This is a genomic window from Aeromonas sp. R5-4 (genome assembly GCF_040908215.1).
Lineage (GTDB): Bacteria > Pseudomonadota > Gammaproteobacteria > Enterobacterales > Aeromonadaceae > Aeromonas > Aeromonas veronii.
In genome coordinates, this window is sequence record NZ_JBFODG010000014.1 from 253,914 (window position 1) to 273,627 (window position 19,714).

Below are 19,714 nucleotides of genomic sequence, written 5' to 3' on the forward strand. Positions count from 1 at the left end.
ATCCCTTTACCGCCATCCAATCAATCACTCCCCCAACCTCTCCGCCAACCCGGAATAACGCTCGGTCTTTTTCCTTACCGCCTGTGCCAGCAGGGCGCGATCGCCGTAGAGATCGAGGCGGGCCTTGGCGCGGGTGATACCGGTATAGACCAGCTCGCGGGTCAGCAGCGGGCTGGGGCTGTCGGGCAGCACCAGCACGGTATGGGCAAACTCCGAACCCTGGGATTTGTGGATGGTCATGGCGTAGACCGTCTCGTGAGGCGGCAAGCGGCTGGGCAACAGGGCACGCAGGGTGCCATCCGGCTGCTCAAACCATACCTTTAACCGGCCAGTTTCATCGGGCAGGCAGAGCCCCATATCACCGTTGTAGAGGCCAACCCCGTGGTCGTTTCGCACCACCATCACCGGGCGACCGGCATACCAGTCGCCATCGCGGGCAATCAGGCCAGCCCGTGACAGGGCCAGTTCCAGCCGCTCGTTTAGCCCCAGCACCCCGAACGGGCCATCGCGCAGGGCGCAGAGGATCTGGAAGCTGTTGAATGCCTTGAATACGGCGGCGGGCGCTTCCCCCGCGCGGGCCGCCTTAAGATAGGCTCCATAACCGGCCACCCCCTGGGTAATCAGGGCGTCGTAGGCCTCCCCCGCCCAGGGGTGCAGGCTGATATCGGCGAATCCTGCGCCCCAGACTGATTCCACCGCCGTGGCATCGCCGCTGTTGCAGGCGCGCGCCAGCTGGCCGATGCCAGAGTGCTGATCAAAGCGCCAGCTCTTGGCCAGCAAACAGAGGCTGTCGCGCACCGGAGCCCCTGCGGGCGCGCCCTGCAGGCGGTAGCCAGTCTGGCGGGAGAGCCAATCCGCCTGCACCGGGCTGATGCCCTGTTCGATAAAGCTGCAGATATCGCCGAGCACGGCCCCCGCCTCCACCGAGGCGAGCTGATCCTTGTCGCCGAGCAGGATCAGGCGGGCATGGCTGGGCAGCGCATCGAGCAGGCGCGCCATCATCGGCAAATCGACCATGGAGGCCTCATCCACCACCAGCAAGTCGAGGTGCAGCGGGTTGCCCGCGTGATGGCGGAACTGGCTGCGCCCCGGAATGACCCCGAGCAGCCGGTGCAGGGTGCCCGCCTCGGTGGGGATCGCTTCAACCCACTCGGGGGGCAGATCGAGGGCCTGCAGGGCAGAGCCGATACTCTCGGTAAGGCGCGCCGCCGCCTTGCCGGTGGGGGCCACCAGCCGGATCGCCGGCGCCTTGCCCGCTTGCAGGCCGGTCTCCACCAGAATGGCGAGCAGTTTGGCGACCGTGGTGGTCTTGCCGGTGCCGGGGCCGCCGGAGATCACCGCAAAGGGGCGTGCCGCCGCGGTGGCCGCCGCCAGCTTCTGGCCGTTGCAGCAGAGCGCCTCGGGCACCAGCACATCCAGCTTGCTCAAGTCGCTCGCCGCCTGGGCGCTGGCGAGCAGCCCTTCGATGGCGAGCCAATCCACTTCATTGGGGAACACCAGATCCAGATACTTTTCGATAAAGTGGCGGGCGGAGAAGTCGGGGGCGAGGCGGGCCTTGAGCAGGGCACCGAACACCAACCCATAGTCGCGGGCAAACAGCCGCGACAGGGCGGAAGCAATCTCCGGCCATTCGGCACGTTCACTCAGGGCGCGCAGATGGCGGGCTACTCCCTGCTCATGATCGTGGTAGCGAGTGAGGTAGAGCCGCCCGTGCCAGAGCCGCAGCGGCCAGCGCGGGGCGAGCCCCTCATCCTGCTCGGTACCAACCAGGGGACTCTTTGCAAACAGGGCGGGCCAGCGGGCAGGATCAGCCAGATCCAGCAGCAGATCCCGGCTCTGCTGGGGATCCAACCCGAACGGCCGTAAAGCTCCACTCGCCAACATCTCAAGGGGCAGACAAACATGGCCGCGCCCCAGCTCGAAGCAGGTGAGCGCCGCCCCCAGCACCAGCTCGGGGCTGCCGCCAAGGTCGGCCACCAGCCTGGCAAATTGCAGATCCAGCTGGCGGATGCGGCCAACCAGCGCCAGTGTTTTCAACCGTTCAACCATCATTGCGCTGGTCGCGGTACTGATCATGGTGCCGCTCATGCCTCTACCTCGTTAAATGCTTGGGATCCCGCTGTTGGCAGCTCACTGCCTTCGCGAAACAACTTATCCAGCCCCAGCACCAGTTCACGGCTCGGGCGGGTATGGAAAATGCCCCCCTGCGGCATGCCGCGCAGGAACAGATAGAAGACCCCGCCAAAGTGCTGCTCGAAGTCGTAGCCCGGCAGGCGCAGGGTGAGCAGCCGGTGCAGCGCCAGCGAGTAGAGCTGGTATTGCAGGTCGTAGCGGTGCTCCGCCATCGCCCGCTCCAGCGCCGGACGGCTGTAATCGGCGGGGCTCATGCCGAGGTGGTTCGATTTGTAGTCGAGCAGATACCAGCGCCCCTGCCACTCGAACACCAGATCGATAAAGCCCTTGAGCATCCCCTGCACGGTGGCAAAGCTGAGCGGCTTGTTGCCCCGCGACAGCGGGTCGTGCAGCTGGCAGAGCGCGGTCAGCGCCGGGGCAGTCACCCGACCCATGGGCAGGAAGAACTCCAGCTCCACCTGTTTGCGCTCGGGGGCCAGATCCCGCAGCCGCACCGGTTCGCCAAAGCCGGTATCGAGCGGAGTATCGAGCACCGCCTCCACCTGCTGTTGCAACACGGGGGCCCAGCTCTCGTCGAAGCCATCTTGCGCCAGCAGGGTGGCGATATGCTCTGCCAGCGGCTCTCCCGCAGCGCTTTGAAAGTCGATGGTCTCGAACAGGCTGTGCAGCAGGGTGCCGGGGCGCGCCCCTTTCGGGAAGGTGAAGATGGAGGGCTGGGGGGCCTCGTCCGGTTGTTCTGCCGCCAGCGCAGCAGCCTCGGTGACGACCTCGTCATCGAAGCCTGGATTGGCCAAGACCCCCTTGCTGTGGCCGTGGCCCTGCGCCGCCAGACCGGAGTAGGAGCTGATCCACCAGTCCCGCTCAAGGGTGCCGCTAAAGTGGCGCACCTGCGGCTCGCCCAACTGCTCCTCCTCTGTCGGCAGCGGGGCCGGACGGGTGAGCGAGGGCTCACCGACGGCCACCCCGGGCAACGCCTGTGCCAGCTCGGTCAGGGCGGTCGCCAGCGTCTGTGCATCCCCCTCTTCGCCCTTTTGCAGCAGGTAGCCGATGGCGGTGTGGTGCAGGTCGGTCTTCTCCGACTTGCCCGCCCCCGCCCGCACCGGCGCCAACCCCAGCCAGGTGGCGTAGACGCCCCGGGTCAGGGCCACATAGAGCAGCCGCAAATCTTCCGCAAGGCGCTCCCTGTCCGCTTCGGCCAAGGATCCCTCGGCGCCGGTGAGATCGAGAATGGTGCGATTGCCCGCCTCATCCGCCTCGTGATAGAGCGGGGTCTCGGCGGTTCTGTGGCTGCAGATAAAGGGCAGGAACACCAGCGGGTACTCCAGCCCCTTGGATTTGTGGATGGTGACGATCTGCACCAGCTTGCGCTCGGATTCGAGGCGCAGAACCTGCTCAGCATCCTGCCCGTTGGGGCGGCTCACCGCCTCCCCCAACCAGCGCAGCAGGGCATACTCCCCATCCAGCTCGCTGCTCACCTGTTGCAGCAGCTCGCCGAGATGGAGGAAGTTGGTCAGCCGCCGCTCGCCATAGGGGCTCGCCAGCAGGGAGGAGGCGAGATTGCGCCGGTGCAGCAGGGCCCGCAACATGGCCAGCACGCCGCGGCGATGCCAGATCTTGCGGTACTCCATAAACTCCTGCACTGCGCTCTCCCACGCCCGCTCGTCGCTGGCCAGCCCATCGAGCGCCTTGGCATCGAGATCAAACAACCCGGTCGCCAGCGCCGCCCGCAGGCTGCGTTCTTCGCTCGGGTTCTGGCAGGCGTGCAAAATCAGCAAAATCTCCCGCGCCTCCACCTGTTCCAGCACGCTCTCGCGGTTCGACAGATAGACGGAGGCGATGGCGAGGCGCGCCAGCTCCTGCTGCACCAGCTTGCCCTCGGCGCCAGTGCGCACCAGCACGGCGATATCTCCGGCCTTCACCGCCTTGTCACCGATCAGCGCCTTACCCTCGCGGGCCAGGGTCAGCAGACGGTGGATCTCGGCAGCGGTAGCGCGGGCCATCTTGCTCTGGTAATCCCCCCGGTTGAAGGTGGGCTGGCCGGTCAGCTGCCAGCAGTGGAGCACTGGAGCGGCTTCGCCATCGAGCAGCAGCGCCTTGCTCTTGCCCTGCGCCTCCACTGGCAGGAAGGGGATATCCGCCTCGTAGATAAAGGGATCCTTGGCTCGCTCAAACAGGCCGTTGACCGCCCCCACCAGCGCACTGCTGGAGCGCCAGTTGCGCCCGAGGGTGTAGTGGGCGCTCACATTTCGCCGCGCCTGAATGTAGGTAAAGATGTCGGCGCCGCGAAAGCCGTAGATGGCCTGCTTGGGGTCACCGATCATCAGCAGCGCCGTGTCGCTATGGCCGCCGTAGAGGCGGTGGAAGATACGGTACTGCTGGGGGTCGGTATCCTGAAATTCATCGATCATCGCCACCCGATAGGTGGCGCGAATGCGCTCGCAGAGCCGCTCGCCAAGGCTGGAGCCAAGCGCTCCGTCGAGATCTTTAAGCAAGTCATCGAACGAAAGCTGATGGGCTTGGCGCTTGCTGGCCTGCATCCGGCTGCGCACTACTTTGGCGGCCCGTTGCAGAATCAGATCCCGAATACCGGGGCGGCTCGCCAGCAGCTGGTCTATCTGACTGAACAGCGGCAGGGTCGGCACAGCGCCCCCCTTCTTGAGGTTCTCCTCCAGCACCGTCTGGCCAAAGCGCTCCAGCTCCTTGGGAATGGCGTAGCCACTGCTTTCGTCTTGCGCCCAGTCGGCTATCTTGGCAAGCCAGCCTTCGTAGTTCTTGCCGGTGTAGCGGCTGATCTGGCCGTCGGTCTGGCGGCGGATCTCGTCCGTCTGCGCCAGCCACTCGCTCTTCACCGCAGCGATGCGGCTCATGGCCGCCTGATGGCGGGCGGCGAGGGTCTCGTCCCCCAGCGCGGGGTGGATCTCCAGCTCGCTGTTGTCGAGCCAGCTGCCCATCTCCCGCAGCAGGGCGGCGGGGCTCGGCCAGAGCGCACGCACCGCGCTGGCGAGGGCTTTATCCACCGGATAGAACTCGGCGCGCCAGTAGTCGCTCACCGCCTGCAGCCGAAGCTGGCTGTCGTCGGTAAGAAATTCGGTTTCAAAGAGGGCACCCGACTCGAAGGCGTTCTGCTTGAGCATCCGCTGGCAGAAGCCGTGGATGGTAAAGACCGCCGCCTCGTCCATCTGCCGCTCGGCGGCCAGCAGGCGGCGGGCCGCCAGCTCGTGATCCTCAACCTCGTCCAGCAGCTGGGCCAGCAGGGCATCATTGCTATGGCCGCGCATAAAGGCGAGCCGCGCCTCGTGAATGCGACCGCGGATCCGCCCGCGCAGCTCGGCGGTGGCCGCTTCGGTAAAGGTCACCACCAGAATTTCGGTCACCGAGAGCGGCCGTTCATGGGCGCTCGGCTGACCAGAATCGGCCCCCTCCTCAATGAGCGGGCCGTGGCCCAGCAGCAGGCGCAGGTAGAGACCGGCGATGGTGTAGGTCTTGCCGGTGCCGGCGGAGGCTTCGATCAGTCGTTCACCATGGAGGGGAAAACGCAATGTATTGAGCGGGTTAGCCATTATTTCAGCTCCTCCAGGGTCTTGAGCAGCGGAGTCAGGTGTTCGCGGGCCAGCGCCTGCAACTGCCCCAGCACCTCGTCATCGAGTTCGGGGAAGCAGCGGGCAACGTAAGGATCTTGCCCCTCCCCATTGATCATCCAGCCGCCGTTGAAACGGGTGAGGGCCGCCTTGTCGGCCGCCTCCGGCTTGTCGGGATCCTTCTCGATCGCCTTGAGCCAATCCCAGGCGGTGTTGGGGAAGAAGGGCAGCGGCCGCTTCATCCCCTGCGCCCAGCACGCCACCAGCGCCGCCAGCTTGGGCCGCGCCTCGTCGGCAGCGAGCGCAGGCAGTCGCAGACTCTGCTTGGCATCGAACAGCAGGGTGTCGCCGGGGGCGTCGCTCAATGAGAGACAGAGGTGCTGGATCCAGCCCAGCAGCAGATCCTTGCCGTTGAAGCTGCCGGGTTTGACCACCAGCAAACGCCCCTTCTGGGTGTCGATCCACCCTTGCAGCTGACCCTGAGTGAGGGAGATATCAATCTCCACCGCCTGTTTTTCTGACTCATTGGCAGCAACCCAGGGGCGCAGCCGATCCGCCAGCTTGCCCATCTCGGCATCCAGATCGTCCAGCAGCAGGCTGCCGAACCACCCTTGCGGTAGCAGGCCGGTGAGCTGCAACCGCTCGCGCCGCTCGGTACTTTCACCTTCCGCCAGATGGGCATCGAGCAGCAGATCTTTCAGCTGATAATGCTGCAGGCCATCCAGCTCGAACGGCTCGCTATCCTCGATGTTGGCTTCATTCAGCTCAAACCACACCTTGAGTCGGCGGTTGAGGAAATATTTGGTGGGCTGGCGATAGAAGCGCAGCAGCTCCGCCAGCTCCAGCCCCTGCTCCTTGCCCCATTCGGGAGGGAGCGGCAACTCGCCACTCTGGAAGTTGGCCGCACCGCGCACCGGATTGAGGGCGGGCAGCCAGTCGGCGGCATAGGTAAAGAGGCGCGAACCCGCCTCCGGGTAGAAGTAGTTGCGGCTGTAGGGGGTGAGCGGGTGCGCCACCATCAGATGGTTGAGCAGCCGCTTGCCGGAAGTTTCGTCGTCCAGCTCCTCATCCCCCGCCAGCACAAAGCCCTGCCGCACATAGTCGATCAGCTCCGCCAGCAGCACCGAGGGCACCTTGTCGCTGTTGTCCTGCGCACTGAAGCCCTGATAGCTGATATAGAGCCCCTGCTGGGCACTCAAGAGCGCCTCGAGGAAGAGGTAGCGGTCGTCATCGCGACGGGAGCGATCCCCCCGCCGCGACGCCACCGCCATCAGATCGAACCCCATGGGGGCCAGGGTACGCGGGTAGACGCCGTCGTTCATGCCGAGCAGGCAGACCTGCTTGAAGGGGATGGAGCGCATCGGCATCAGGGTGCAGAAGTTGACCTGACCGGCGAGGAAGCGCTGGCTGGAGCGGGACTCTCCCAGCACGCTGCCGAGGTAATCCTGCAGCAGGTCGGCGGTGATGGGCTGCTCGAAGCGGGCTTCGCCAAGCCGGGTCTGCCACTCGGCCAGTTGGCTGCGAATGAGCTGGAGCTGACGTTCTTCATCTTCATCGGCCAGATAGAAGCGCTCCAGCAGCGCCAGCAGGCAGGCGTTCCAGTCGGCCAGCGGCTGCGCCTGTTGCAGGCGGGGCAAAAACTCGGCCAGCGAGTCGACAAACCAGGCGAGCTTGCCGAGCGCCAGCCCCTGCTGCCCCTCGATATCGGCGTAGGGCAGGATGCCCGCCACCGGCTCGCCATCCCCCATGGCGAAGCCGAGCAGCATGCGGCGCAGGCCGAACAGCCAGCTGTTGCCGGACATGGGCGGCAGATCGAAACGGACGGGGTAGCCGTCGTCCAGCCCCCAGCGGATGCCGGTCTCCTGCACCCAGACCCGCAGCTGGTTGAACTCGTCGTCATCCAGCTCGAAACGGCGCAGCACGGCGGGCACCTCGAGAATGGCGAGCAGCTCCCCCGCCCCGAAGCGAGCGTTGGGCAACCTGAGCAGAGCGAGGAAGCTTTGCAGCAGCGGGCTCTCCTGACTCGCCGCCCGATCCGAGACCGCAAACGGGATCTGGCCGCGCGCGCCAAACACCGCCTGAATGTAGGGGCCGTAGCTGTTCACATCCGGCATCATCACCACCACATCTTTCGGGGTGAGGGTCGGGTCCTGCTCGAACAGCGCCAGCAGCCGGTCGTGCAGCACTTCCAGCTCCCGCATCGGGCCGTGGCAGGCATGGATCTGCAAGGATCCATCCGCCGGATCGATCGGGCTCTTGTGATGGCTGCTGTCGAGATCGAACTGACCGGCGCCTCGCTCGGCCAGCTCCAGCACATCCTTCTGGATGGCACGCAGCAGGCTGACATTGCCCTTGCCATCCACTTCGTCGATATCGACGAAGGCCTCGATTTGCGGCACCTCCAGCTCCATCAGCTGATGCAGGTAGTCGCGTCCCAGCTTGCCCATGGAGGCGAGCAGCGGGTTGGCGGGACCCTGCAATGTCTCGATATCGGTGCCGGGTTTGAGCTTGTTTTCGAGGCGCGCCAACGTCTTGCGATCCAGCAGATCCCCCCAGTAGTAACGGCAGGGGTTGGTGACAAACAGGTGCACCTCCACCTCCGGCCGGCTGCCGAGGGCCAGCAGCGCCTCCACATAGCGCGGCGGCAGCGCCGAGATGCCGAACACGAAGACCCGCTGCGGCAGCTTGCCCGGCAGATCGGCGGTACGCGCCAGCTCGTGGATAAACTCCTCGTAGAGATTGGCGCGATGGTAACCGCTCGGAGAGAGCACCAGGGTGCGGGCCACCAGCTCACGCCACAACTCGGGCTGCCAATCCTGACCGCTCACCCCGGCCAGATCCTGACTCAATCCTTCCCCCTCTTCCCAACGGGCGATCCAGTCCGGCCGGTAGACCAGATACTGGTCAAAGAGATCCGCCACCTTCTGGCAGAGCTGCCACAACCGCACCTGCTCGGGATCCTGGGAGGGATCCTCGTCCTCTCCACCGCCCAAATAGGCGGCGAGCGGGGCAAAAGCAGGACGATCCAGCAAGGCAGGCAGAATGGTCATCAGCTGCCAGCTCATGGAGCCCTTGTTGTAGGGGCTCTGGCGCGGCACATCTGCCAGCACCCGGGTGAACATCTCCCAGATAAAGCTGGCAGGCAGCGGAAAGTCGATATTGGCGGCGATGCCGAACGCTTTGGCCAGCTCCAGCTTGAGCCACTGGGCCATGCCCGGACTCTGCACCAGGATCTGCTCCCGATCGAAGGGGTGAGAGAGAGGGGCCTGCCGGATGCGGCTCACCAGCAGCTCTTTGAGCAGATCCAGCTGATTGGAGTGGTAGAGGGTAAACATGAGCAATTCCCGCCTGTGGATGAGAGGGGGCGAGGGAAAAGGCGAGCCATTTCCGTCACTTCACAAGAGAGGGAATTGTCGGGGATCGGGGGGGAAGATGCAAAAGGCTCTTGTGGCCAGCAGGCGGGCAAACCGCTGAATCATGAGGGGCGCCGCAGATTTGTGCCGTCACCTCACCTACCCGGAAAACGCAGACAGAAAAAAGCCGGTGCAGTTGCACCGGCCAAAAGGCATTGGAAAACTTGACTCTTCAGGGCATTACCAGTTTTTGCCGAGACGGGCATCCACACTGAAAGCCCCTGCTCCGGCCGCCGCCAGCGCCAGGAAACCACCGGCAACGGAGACGTTCTTCATAAACATCAGCATCTGCATCTGTTCTGCAGGCTGATAATGGAAAATAAAGGCAGCCATCAGGGTGAAACCGGCCAGCAGCACGGAGAGGCTGCGGGTAAAGAGACCGAGCACGACGGCAAGGCCACCACCCAGCTCAAGCAGGATCACCAGCGGCAACATAAAACCCGGTACGCCCATCGCTTCCATATAGCCCTGGGTTCCGGCGTAGCCGCCGATCTTGCTCCAGCCCGCCATTACGAACATCAGCGCCAGCAGTACACGACCCGCCAGCAGCGCTACATCTTTCATCTTGTCCATTTCATATTCCTCTTTTGTGTCACATCACCGCTGACTGCTTCAGGGTAGGTCAAATAACAGGGCTTGGCTGGCACTGGTCGCAACCAGCTCCCACCGATATTCATCACGACTGAGTACCCCGTCGCCGGGTCGGGCAGCCAGACCGTTGGCGGTCAACTCCCCTGAAATCATCTGCAGGTAACCGTGTCGGCCAGCCAGTGCCCATTCGAGCGTCTCGCCCGGGGCCAGTTCCAGCCGCCATACGCGGGCCTGTTGGCGGATCCGCAGCGATCCCGCCTCGCCATCCGGTGACGCCACCAGCGTCATGCCCGGTCTGGACTCGATCTTCTTCTGCTGATATCCGGGTGGCGTGCCGAACTCGTTCGGCTCGATCCAGATCTGCAACAGGGAGAGAGGATCCGTCTGCGAGGGGTTGTACTCGCTGTGGCGGATCCCGCTGCCTGCGCTCATCAGCTGGAAATCCCCTGCCGGGATCTGCTCGGCATGGCCGAGGCTGTCCTTGTGCTCTATGGTGCCTTGCAGCACGCAGGTGAGGATCTCCATATTGGCGTGAGGGTGGGTGGCGAATCCGCCACCCGGCGCAACCAGATCCTGATTGATCACCCGCAGTACCGAGTGCCCCATCCACTCCGGGTCATAGTAGTGACCGAAGGAGAAACTGTGGCGCGCGTCCAGCCAGCCAAAGTTGGCCTTGCCCCGCGCTTCTGCGGCTCTCAATTGCATCATGGTCTGCTCCTCACCTACCGGGACGGTTGATTAACGCTGTTTGCCGCTACCGATACCGAACGGAATACGGTATTCACTGCTCTGGTCAGCCAGGCTGACAGTCAGGTTGCCCTGGGTACGGCTCGGGATCCGCACCTGCTGGGTGCCTGTCAGATTGGCGTGGACTGATGCCAGCAGATCGCCAGACTCGTCACGCACTTCCAGCATCGGATTGGCTTTGCCATCCATTGCGGCAGTGGCGTTCCAGTTCACAAACAGCACACCGGGCATGGCGTTGAAGTCAGCCGGTACGGAAGCCTGGGCGAAACCAGTGGTCATCAGGCCTGCAACGGCCAGCATCTTGATTACGTTTTTCATGTTCATTCACTCTCTTGTTTTATATGTCATTGCCAAGGCCTTTTCGGCCAGAATCAATGCATCCATGCAAGAGGTTATTCAAATAGTGTGTTGTTCTTTCACCGACGTCAGACAGACCGATTTGGTGTGTCACAGTGCGGAACTACCCGCATATTTGGCCGCTCGACGTTCCTGCCTAAGCGTTGATTGAATATTAAAGTGACATGACCTAACTTGTTAGCGAGATAAACTGGCAAACATATTCAAAAAAATTGAAGGTGAGGAATGGCCAAGGAATCGAACAAAGAACGGGCGCTGACCCTGGAGGCAATCCGGGTGCTGGACGCCATCGACCGCCGCGGCAGCTTTGCGGCGGCGGCCGACGAGCTGGGCAAGGTGCCCTCGGCATTGAGCTATACGGTGCAGAAGCTGGAAGACGAACTGGATGCCATGCTGTTTGACCGCAGCGGCCACCGCACCAAGTTCACCCCGGCCGGACGCATGCTGCTGGAGCGCGGCCGGGTGCTGCTGGAGGCAGCCGAACATCTGGTAGGCGAGACCCGGGCATTGGCCCGTGGCTGGGAGACCGACATCACAGTCGCCGTCGATGCGCTGGTCCCGGTGCAGGCCCTCTACCCCTTGGTGGAGAAGCTGGCCGAGCAGACTGATACCCGACTGCGGCTGCGGGCCGAGGTGCTGGCGGGTAGCTGGGAGTGTCTCGAAGATGGTCGCGCCGACCTGCTTATCTCCTCCATCAATCCGGACATCATGATGACCGGCATCAAGCATCAGGTGATCAAGGACGAGGTGATGCTCTACGTCGCCCATCCCGATCATCCGCTACATCAGGAGCCGGAGCCTCTGGCTGACGAAACCCTGCGCCGCTACCGCGCCATCGCGGTGGCCGACACAGCCCTGCGCAAACCGGTTCTCACCTACCGCCTGCTGGACAAGCAGCCGCGTCTCACCGTCAGCACCATGACGGAGAAACGGGATGCCCTGCTGGCAGGGATCGGTGTCGGCACCATGCCACAAAGCTGGATTGAGGAGGACATCCGGGCCGGACGGCTCAAGGTGATCAGCCCCGAATATCGCCATCAGCTCCAGGTCGTGCTGGCCTGGCGGCGGGACACCATGGGCAAGGCTAAAAGCTGGCTGGTGCGGGAGATACCAAAACTGTTTGCGGCTGGTGAGAAATGAGATCCAGTTAACAGAAATGTTAATTGCGTGCCTCACTTGACGCCCAATATCTTTGCTGATTTCATAGCCGCCTCATTGAACCCATGGAAGCTGTAGAAAATGAAAAAGAGTTTGCTGGTTGCCCTCACCACCCTGCCCCTGTTTGCCAATGCCGGCCTGATGGATTCGCTGACCGACAGCGTCACCAGCAGCGTCAAGGATGCGGCCAGCACTGCCGTATCCGGTGCCATGGACAACGCATCCAACGAAGCCATCAAAAAGGCGCTGGATATCAAGGAAGGCGGCTCCAACAAGCAGGCAGTCAAAGATAAGCTGGGCTCTCCTGCCTCTACCAAGACCGAGGCCGGTCTGGAAGTGTGGACCTATGATCTGGATGCCTTGAACAAGGCCTCTCCGCTGCTGGCAGAAACCACCAAAACCCTGCTGAAAGATACCGACGCCGCCAAGAAAAACGTGGTCATCAAGTTCGAAGGCGAAACCGTCAAGAAAGTAGACCTGACCGACAAGGCTCAAGGCTAAGTTCGCTCGTCCGGTGGAGTGGGCTGAACACCCGCACCGGCACAGATAGCAAGAGGGGGAGCATCAGGCTCCCCCTCTTTTTATTGGTAATCGCCTGCGTTCAGCCAATCTGCTGCTCAACGCAGTAAGCACAAAAAGGGTGGCCTCGGCCACCCTTGGGTTGATAACAGCTGGCGTTGTTACTGGTTCGCTTCGGCGAACTGCTTCATCGCTTCGGCGTGCTTGGTCATGCCGGCGGCACGCTCGTTGAGCTTCTTGATGAACTCCGCCTTCTTGGCAGGATCCTCGATGCGATCATAACGTTGCTGCAAGTTGGCCTGGATCTGCTCCGGGGTCATGTTCTGCATGCGGGCCATCTTGTCGTGGCGACCACCGTGGTGTTTGCCACCCATCATGCCGCCGTCCATCGGGCAATCCACCATGGCACCGGGCTGGCCGGTGGGGGCCGCTTCGCTGGCTGCATAGGCGCCCAGCGGCAGGCCAAGGATCAGGGTGGCGGTCAGCAGGGTTTTGGTCAGCTTTTTCATGGTCTATCTCCTGTAGGGATGATTCTGGTTCGGCGCTCTTGCCTTGCCCTCAAGTAAACACCCTATCGGTGTCTGAACTTTGCCAGCATCGCCCTTTTTTGTAGCAGAGTGTGGCATCGTGCGGATCTGGCACACTTTGACACAAACCGCAGGGCGGATTTTCGTATACTCGTGCCAACGCCAAGCAGGGGAGGTATTCATGAACCAGGGCAACACCCACATTCTGGTGGTCGACGATCACAGCGAGATCCGCGATCTCTTGAAACGCTTTCTGGAACAGCACGGCCTGCGGGTCAGCTGCGCCCGGGATGGCAAGGAGATGAAGCGACTGCTGGAGGAGCGGGAGTTCGACCTGCTGGTGCTGGACCTGATGATGCCGGGTGAAGATGGTCTGACCCTCTGCCGCGAGCTGCGGGTCAAATCGAACCTGCCCATCATCATGCTCACTGCCATGGGGGAAGAGACCGACCGCATCATCGGATTGGAGATGGGGGCCGACGACTATCTGGCAAAGCCTTTCAATCCGCGCGAGCTGCTGGCGCGCATCAAGGCGGTGATGCGCCGCACCCAGGCGGATAACCAACCCGCCGCCGAGACCCTGACCCGGGATCTGCGCTTCGATCGCTGGCTGCTCGACGTCAATCGCCGGGAGCTGGTCGATGAAGATGGGGTCGGTCTGAGCCTCTCCACTGCCGAATTCGATCTGCTCAAGGTGTTTCTCGAACGCCCGCAACGGGTGCTGAGCCGGGATCAACTGCTGGATCTGGCCCGTGGCCGCGAGGCGGTAGCCTTCGATCGCGCCATCGATACCCTGGTGAGCCGCCTGCGCCGCAAGCTGGAGCGGGATCCCAAGAATCCGGAACTGATCAAAACCATCTGGGGTGGTGGCTATATGTTCTCCGCCGACGTGACGCAGGTTTAAGCAGTGGGCACCTTGCGACGACTGTGGGCACGGATGTGGCCCAAGGGGCTGACCGGCCAGATCATTCTGGTGGCGCTGGCGGGGTTGATCCTGATCCAGCTGCTCAGTATCCAGATCTACCGCACGGATCGGGAGGAGGCGCTCGGCTTCGTCAACAGCCGCAACGCCATGCAGCGGATCATCTCGGTGGTCAGGCTGCTCTCCCTCTCCCCCCCGTCCCTCTATGACGAGATCCTCAAGGCGAGCCGCAGCGAGACCCTGCTGCTGCGCCTCTCCGACGAGCCGCTGCAACCGGATAACCGCAGTCCCCGCTTCGAGCAGCTGGTGCGCTCGCGCCTCAACTACCCTCCCGGCCTCACTGTCGAGATCAGTGCCGAACTGAAGGAGGATACCCAGCGCAGCAAGGCGTGGGAACATCATGCCCGCATGATGCGGGATCGCAAGGGGCCGCCCCCGCCGCGGGATATGCGGCTCTACGGCTCCATCGAACTGCCGCAGGGGGGCTGGCTGCAGTTCAGCTCGCTGGTCGACAAGGAGGCGGGCAGCTGGTCGTGGCAGACCACCTTCAACCTGATGCTGGTCGCCAGTCTGGTGATCGGGCTGATGGTGCTGCTGTTTCGCCGCGCCACCCGCCCGCTCAAGCAGCTGGCAGGCAATGCGGAGCGGCTCGGACGGGGGGAGGATATCGAGCCCTTGAAAGAGGAGGGGCCGACCGAGATCCGCGAATCGATTCAGGCCTTCAACCGGATGCACACCCGGCTCGACCGCTTCGTGCAGGACAGAACCCGGATGCTGGCGGCCATCTCCCACGATCTGCGCACCCCCATCACCAGCCTGCGGCTACGCACCGAGTTTCTGGCCGATGGCGAGGACAAGGAGCGCATCCAGCAGACCCTGCAACAGATGGAACAGATGCTGGCGGCAACCCTCAGCTTTGCCCGCGAGGAGGGACAGCAGGAGGCTACCCGCGAGCTAGATCTGGTCAGCCTGCTGGTCAGCCTGTGCGATGACTATGCCGATACCGGCCAGCCGGTCACCTGTCTGGCGGAGGGCAAAGAGGTCTACGCCTGTCGGGCCAACACCCTGCGCCGAGTGCTGCAGAACCTGATCGGCAACGCCATCAAATATGCCGGCAGCGCAGAAGTGTCGCTGGAGCGGCGCAAGGAGGAGCTGTTGATCCGGGTCTGCGATAACGGGCCGGGGATCGATCCGGCGCGGCTGGAGGATGTGTTCAAGCCGTTCGTGCGGCTCGATGAAGCGCGCAACACCGAGTCAGGCAGCGTGGGGCTCGGGCTCTCCATTGCCCGCACTCTGGTCCATCAGCACGGCGGCGAGCTAACCCTGCTCAATCGGCCACAGGGGGGACTGGAGGCGCGGATCAGCCTGCCGCTGTAAGTAGTCACTCTATCCGCCAGCCTTGTCATGGCGCCATTTGCATCATGCAAACTTCATCATTTGGGCGCTTGTTCTTCGATGAGAAAGGCGGTGATAATCGATGACCACGGGACGGTATACGGCAACGGATTGGAGCAAGGATGGCCTCTTCCAGGACAGGAGTCATAGTCAGTATCGGGTGGGGGCTCCTGCTACTCGCCCTTGCTCTGCCTGTCTGGGCCAAAGCCCCGGAAGAGCCGATCATCATTACCAACTCCAAAGCCTGGCAGCCCTTCTCCTATATCAATGAGTCGGGCCAGCCGGATGGCCTGCTGATCGATTTGTGGCGTGAATATGCCAGGGTGACCGGCCAGAAGATCGAGTTCAGGCTGGTCGACTGGCAAGGCTCCCTCGACCTGCTCCATGAGGGGAAAGCGGATGTTCACGCCGGACTGCTCTGGTCGCCGGAGCGAGACAAACTGTTCGACTATGGCCGGCCTCTCGCCCAGCTCGACTCCCAACTCTTCTTCTCGAGCGAACTGCGCGGCACCGATGTACATTACTACCTGCTCCATGAAACGGTCGGTGTGGTAGCCGGTGGCTACGAGGAGTATTACGCCAGACGCTACTTCCCCGGCACCAGACTGCAGACCTTCAATGACAATGACACCCTGCTGGCGGCGGCCTTTCGGGGCGACATAAAAGCCTTTATCGCCGATCTGCAGGTCGCCAACTTCTACATCTATACCTCCGACGATCCCACCCGCTTTATTCCGGTTCGCCACCTCTATACCGACCAGATCCGCTTTGCAGTGAAAAAGGGCGACCTTGCCCTGTTACACCGGCTGGAAGAGGGGTTCGCCAAGCTCAAAGAGAGCGATCGAGAGCGGATCATCCGAAAGTGGATGCATGTCGAAACCGTCTACCCCATCCATCTCGGTCCCTGGCTACTGCTGGCCGGAGCATTGATCATGGTGGCCTACATAGTGCAATTGCGCCGCGCCGTTGCCAGCCGTACCACCGAGTTGAGCCGCGCCAACGCCAGACTGGAGAAACTGGCCAGTACCGACCCCCTGACCGGCCTGCTCAACCGACGGGCATTTATGCCCGCCATGGAGCAGCGGCTGGCAAGCGGGGAGCCCTGTGCTCTGCTGCTGTTCGATGTGGATCACTTCAAGGAGACCAATGACCGCTTTGGTCATGGCATCGGGGATCTGTTGCTGGAAAAGCTGGCCACGACTGTGACCAACCTGTTGCCTGAAGAGGCTCTGCTGGCCCGCATCGGCGGCGAAGAGTTTTGCCTGCTGCTGCCGCTGGCCACATTGGCCGAGACAGAACAATGGGCAGAGCGCATTTGCCTGGAGAGCAACCGGCAGACCCTGCACACCAGCAGCGGCGAGGTGACCCTCTCCATCAGCACCGGGGCAGTCTGGGTCGCCGCAGAGAGAGAGGCTGATGCCGACCAGCTACTACGGCAGGCTGACGCCCTCATGTATCAGGCCAAGGGACTGGGGCGCAATACCTGGCAAGCCGCCCCCTATCAGGCATAGTCCCCTGACGGAGGCGCAATAAAAACGGCCGCCATCGGAAGATGGCGGCCGCATAACAGGTTCCCTATCAGAAGTTGTAGGTCACGCCCAGGTTGTAGCGGCGACCATCCAGCACAGTGCCATAGCTGCTGTAATCCACCGTCTTGTCGAACAGGTTGTAGACCCCGGCGGTCAGATCCAGATGCTTGTTGGCCTTGTAGACCAGACCCATGTCAAAGAAGGTGTAGGAAGGGGTCCCCTCCGCCATCTTGACCCGGCTCAGGTACTCGGAGGTCTCGCCACGGAAGTTTACCCGTGACCAGAGGCTGAGATCCTCGGTGGTTTGCCAGTCAACACTGCCGTTGAACATGTGACGGGGCATCTGGTTGAGGGCATGACCCGCCAGTGGACCACTCTTCTGCTCGGACTGGGTAAAGGTGTAGCTGGAGCTGACCGACCAATCCTCATTGATGGCCCAATCCATCATCCCCTCGACACCGCGCATGTTCGCCTTGTCGACGTTGACCCGATCACTGATGAAGTCATAGCTGTGACCATTGAGGGTACAGGCGGGATCGCTCTTGCTGGTGCAACGACGCACTTCGGAGATCTTGTTCTTGAAGTCGGTGTTGAACAGGGTAACACCGGCGTTAAAGCCCTGATGACCGTTCCACAGCAGGCCGATCTCTTCACTCACGCTAGTCTCGGGTTTGAGGTCCGGGTTACCGACCAGCATGCCATCCAGGCTGCCACCACCGGTGACCTGACCCCAGTTGGCCGCTGACATCCGCAAGTCAGGGGAGCGGTAACCGGTGGATACGCCCCCTTTCAGGGTCCAGCTATCATCCAGATGCCAGACGCCGTAGAGGCGCGGGCTCCAGTGAGAGCCGTAGTTCTGGTCCCGATCCATGCGGGCGCCACCGGTCAGGGCAAAGCTGTCAGTGAGTGACCACTCATCCTCGACAAACATCGCCCAACTCCAGCGGGTCAGCTGCTCGGCAGGGTTGGCCACCTTCAGGGTATTGCCCTGATCGTGCAGATCCTCATAGCGATACTGACCACCAACGCTCAGGTAGTGATCACCCAGAATAAACTGGGTATGGGTATCTGCGATGGTGTTGGTGAGCTCCATCTTGCGGCCGGGGTTGGTGTTGGTCTCCTGCTGCAGATAGCTGCTGGAAGAGCCGAAATCATACTTGCCATCATGGGTCAGCGCATAGTTGGTGCGCTCGTAGCGGTTAAGGCTATCTTTCGCCTTGGCAGCCAGCGAATTGCCGGCCGTGCGATCCCGATCCTGCAGACTACGACTGGCTTCCAGATCGAAGCGGTTATGATCATCAGGCTTGAAGCTGAACACGGCCGTGCCACTGCGAGTCTCCTGCTCGGCAAAACCCTGGATAAATTTGTCTTCACCACGATGTGCGAGCTGACCATTGAAACGCAGCCCCAACACGCCATCGATCAGTGAACCTGCGGTATAGGCATCGGTCTGGAAGCTGTTGCCGGCATCCTTGTTCTCCTGGAAGGTCGAATCAGCATGAACCGAGCCCTGCCAGGCCAGGCCGGTGGTCTTGCGGGTAATCACGTTAATCACGCCCCCCATGGCATCGGAACCATAACGGGATGACATGGGGCCACGGACGACCTCAATGCGCTCAATCGCCTGCAGTGGCGGCAACCAGCCCTGCTCGATACCCGGACCATCGCTGTTCGGGCGAGTGCCACGGCTATCCACCTTCTTGCCATCAACAAGCATCAGAGTGTATTTCGACCCCATACCGCGAATGCTGATATCACTGCTGCTGCCACCGCCAGTCACCACAACACCGGGCACATCCTTCAGGGCATCGGTCACATCGCGATATGCCCGCTTTTCCAGCTGCTCACGGGTAATCACAGAGATGGAGGCAGCTGAGTCTTCAATCTTCTGCTGGAAGCCGGAAGCGGTGACGACCATCACCTCTTGTTCGGCAGCATAGGCCTGGGTCGCAAGAAGGGAGCAGATCAGCAAGGCAAGCTTGTTCGGTTTCACTGTTGTCATGTTTTAGCCTGAACATTTTTAGTAGGAAGGTGACGTATTCCCTTACTTCACTCATTACAACGCCCTAGCATCCGGCCAGGCGCAGCATTAGAAAAGGCTCATTTGAAAAGCACTTTATTAATCAGCTCGCATTGTAACGACCCCGCCCCGATTATTCAAACAATAATCATTATCATTTATCTCGTGTGGTATTCCTGCTACAAAACAGCTCATTCTTGATAAGAGACTGTTTTAATGGAATAAATCCATACACAAACACGGGAATTAAACAAACAAGCGGAAGCGATGACGTACCGTTGCAAGATGGCCTGATTTAATCCTCAAGCTCTATCAGCTCGCAGCGGAACAATATGGCCAAGATGGGATGTGCTGCGATACAGAGGTGGAAATAGTAGCAAGAACGCCAATAGGGGAAGGCATTGGCATCGTGGTGGATGTCGGCAGCTCACCAGCAGGCTAAAACATCAAAACCCGGTCGTGAGACTGGGCTTTGTGTTGGTTCTGGTGTGCAAACCTGTGGGACTTATGGGCAAAAACCGCCCATAGAAAAAAGGCCTTCCCAGATGGGAAGGCCTTCAAATTAGTGGCGGAGCGGACGGGACTCGAACCCGCGACCCCCGGCGTGACAGGCCGGTATTCTAACCGACTGAACTACCGCTCCGCATTCGGTTAGCTTGCGCTAAATTGTTTGCCGCGTCAGTGAGGTGTCATCCTCGCAGCCAGTGACGTGATTCTTCACATCGCTGTTTAATTGGGTGCCTGGCAGTGTCCTACTCTCGCATGGCGAATGCCACACTACCATCGGCGCTACCGCGTTTCACTTCTGAGTTCGGCATGGGATCA

At 61.8% G+C, this 19,714-nt stretch carries 13 protein-coding genes and 1 tRNA gene; 5 read left to right on the forward strand and 9 right to left on the reverse strand.

All coding sequences use genetic code 11. From position 1 onward, the window contains the following. Nucleotides 1-24: 24 nt before the first annotated feature. From recD to AB5Y83_RS06815, 6 genes are all read right to left on the reverse strand, one after another. Nucleotides 25-2,088 (reverse strand): exodeoxyribonuclease V subunit alpha, encoded by a 2,064-nt coding sequence (recD, locus tag AB5Y83_RS06790; protein WP_368174889.1) that lies wholly within the window; start codon nt 2,086-2,088, stop codon nt 25-27. Next, a complete protein-coding gene (recB, locus tag AB5Y83_RS06795) occupies nt 2,085-5,693 on the reverse strand; it encodes an exodeoxyribonuclease V subunit beta (protein WP_368174890.1) in 3,609 nt (1,202 codons plus the stop codon). Before recB ends, recD begins: the two co-directional genes overlap by 4 nt. Next, nucleotides 5,693-9,046 carry an exodeoxyribonuclease V subunit gamma gene (gene recC / locus AB5Y83_RS06800; protein WP_368174891.1) on the reverse strand — a complete coding sequence of 1,118 codons (3,354 nt, stop codon included), beginning with the start codon at nt 9,044-9,046 and terminating at the stop codon, nt 5,693-5,695. The genes recB and recC overlap by 1 nt, the downstream gene beginning before the upstream one ends. Before the next feature lie 258 nt (nt 9,047-9,304). Next, nucleotides 9,305-9,697, reverse strand: coding sequence for a DoxX family protein (locus tag AB5Y83_RS06805; protein ID WP_005336513.1), 393 nt, complete (start codon nt 9,695-9,697; stop codon nt 9,305-9,307). Between the two features lie 39 nt (nt 9,698-9,736). Next, nucleotides 9,737-10,423, reverse strand: a complete 687-nt coding sequence (locus AB5Y83_RS06810) for a pirin family protein (RefSeq protein WP_005336514.1) — start codon at nt 10,421-10,423, stop codon at nt 9,737-9,739. 30 nt (nt 10,424-10,453) lie between these two features. After that, complete coding sequence (locus AB5Y83_RS06815) at nt 10,454-10,786, reverse strand: hypothetical protein (RefSeq protein ID WP_013723379.1); 333 nt, start codon at nt 10,784-10,786, stop codon at nt 10,454-10,456. A gap of 258 nt (nt 10,787-11,044) precedes the next feature. On the opposite strand from AB5Y83_RS06815, the gene AB5Y83_RS06820 reads away from it, so the two are divergent. Next, complete coding sequence (locus AB5Y83_RS06820) at nt 11,045-11,959, forward strand: LysR family transcriptional regulator (RefSeq protein WP_019446735.1); 915 nt, start codon at nt 11,045-11,047, stop codon at nt 11,957-11,959. 99 nt (nt 11,960-12,058) lie between these two features. Then, a complete protein-coding gene (locus AB5Y83_RS06825) occupies nt 12,059-12,478 on the forward strand; it encodes a hypothetical protein (RefSeq protein ID WP_368174892.1) in 420 nt (139 codons plus the stop codon). A 179-nt stretch (nt 12,479-12,657) separates the two neighbouring features. On the opposite strand, the gene AB5Y83_RS06830 is transcribed toward AB5Y83_RS06825, so the two are convergent. After that, entirely contained in the window at nt 12,658-13,005 is a 348-nt protein-coding gene (locus tag AB5Y83_RS06830; RefSeq protein ID WP_100652356.1) for a hypothetical protein, read from the reverse strand. A 199-nt stretch (nt 13,006-13,204) separates the two neighbouring features. Between AB5Y83_RS06830 and AB5Y83_RS06835 the strand changes: the two genes are divergently transcribed. The 3 genes from AB5Y83_RS06835 (at nt 13,205) to AB5Y83_RS06845 (ending at nt 16,851) form a co-directional block, all read left to right on the forward strand. Continuing rightward, complete coding sequence (locus AB5Y83_RS06835; RefSeq protein WP_042052907.1) at nt 13,205-13,927, forward strand: response regulator; 723 nt, start codon at nt 13,205-13,207, stop codon at nt 13,925-13,927. A gap of 33 nt (nt 13,928-13,960) precedes the next feature. After that, nucleotides 13,961-15,322: an ATP-binding protein gene (locus AB5Y83_RS06840; RefSeq protein WP_047435114.1), complete on the forward strand. Its 1,362-nt coding sequence runs from the start codon at nt 13,961-13,963 to the stop codon at nt 15,320-15,322. Nucleotides 15,323-15,462: 140 nt separating this feature from the next. Further along, nucleotides 15,463-16,851 (forward strand): transporter substrate-binding domain-containing protein, encoded by a 1,389-nt coding sequence (locus AB5Y83_RS06845; protein WP_368174893.1) that lies wholly within the window; start codon nt 15,463-15,465, stop codon nt 16,849-16,851. 67 nt (nt 16,852-16,918) lie between these two features. On the opposite strand, the gene AB5Y83_RS06850 is transcribed toward AB5Y83_RS06845, so the two are convergent. Further along, nucleotides 16,919-18,871: a ligand-gated channel protein gene (locus tag AB5Y83_RS06850; RefSeq protein WP_368174894.1), complete on the reverse strand. Its 1,953-nt coding sequence runs from the start codon at nt 18,869-18,871 to the stop codon at nt 16,919-16,921. Between the two features lie 584 nt (nt 18,872-19,455). Then, a tRNA-Asp gene (locus AB5Y83_RS06855) sits at nt 19,456-19,532 on the reverse strand. Between the last annotated feature and the right edge of the window lie 182 nt (nt 19,533-19,714).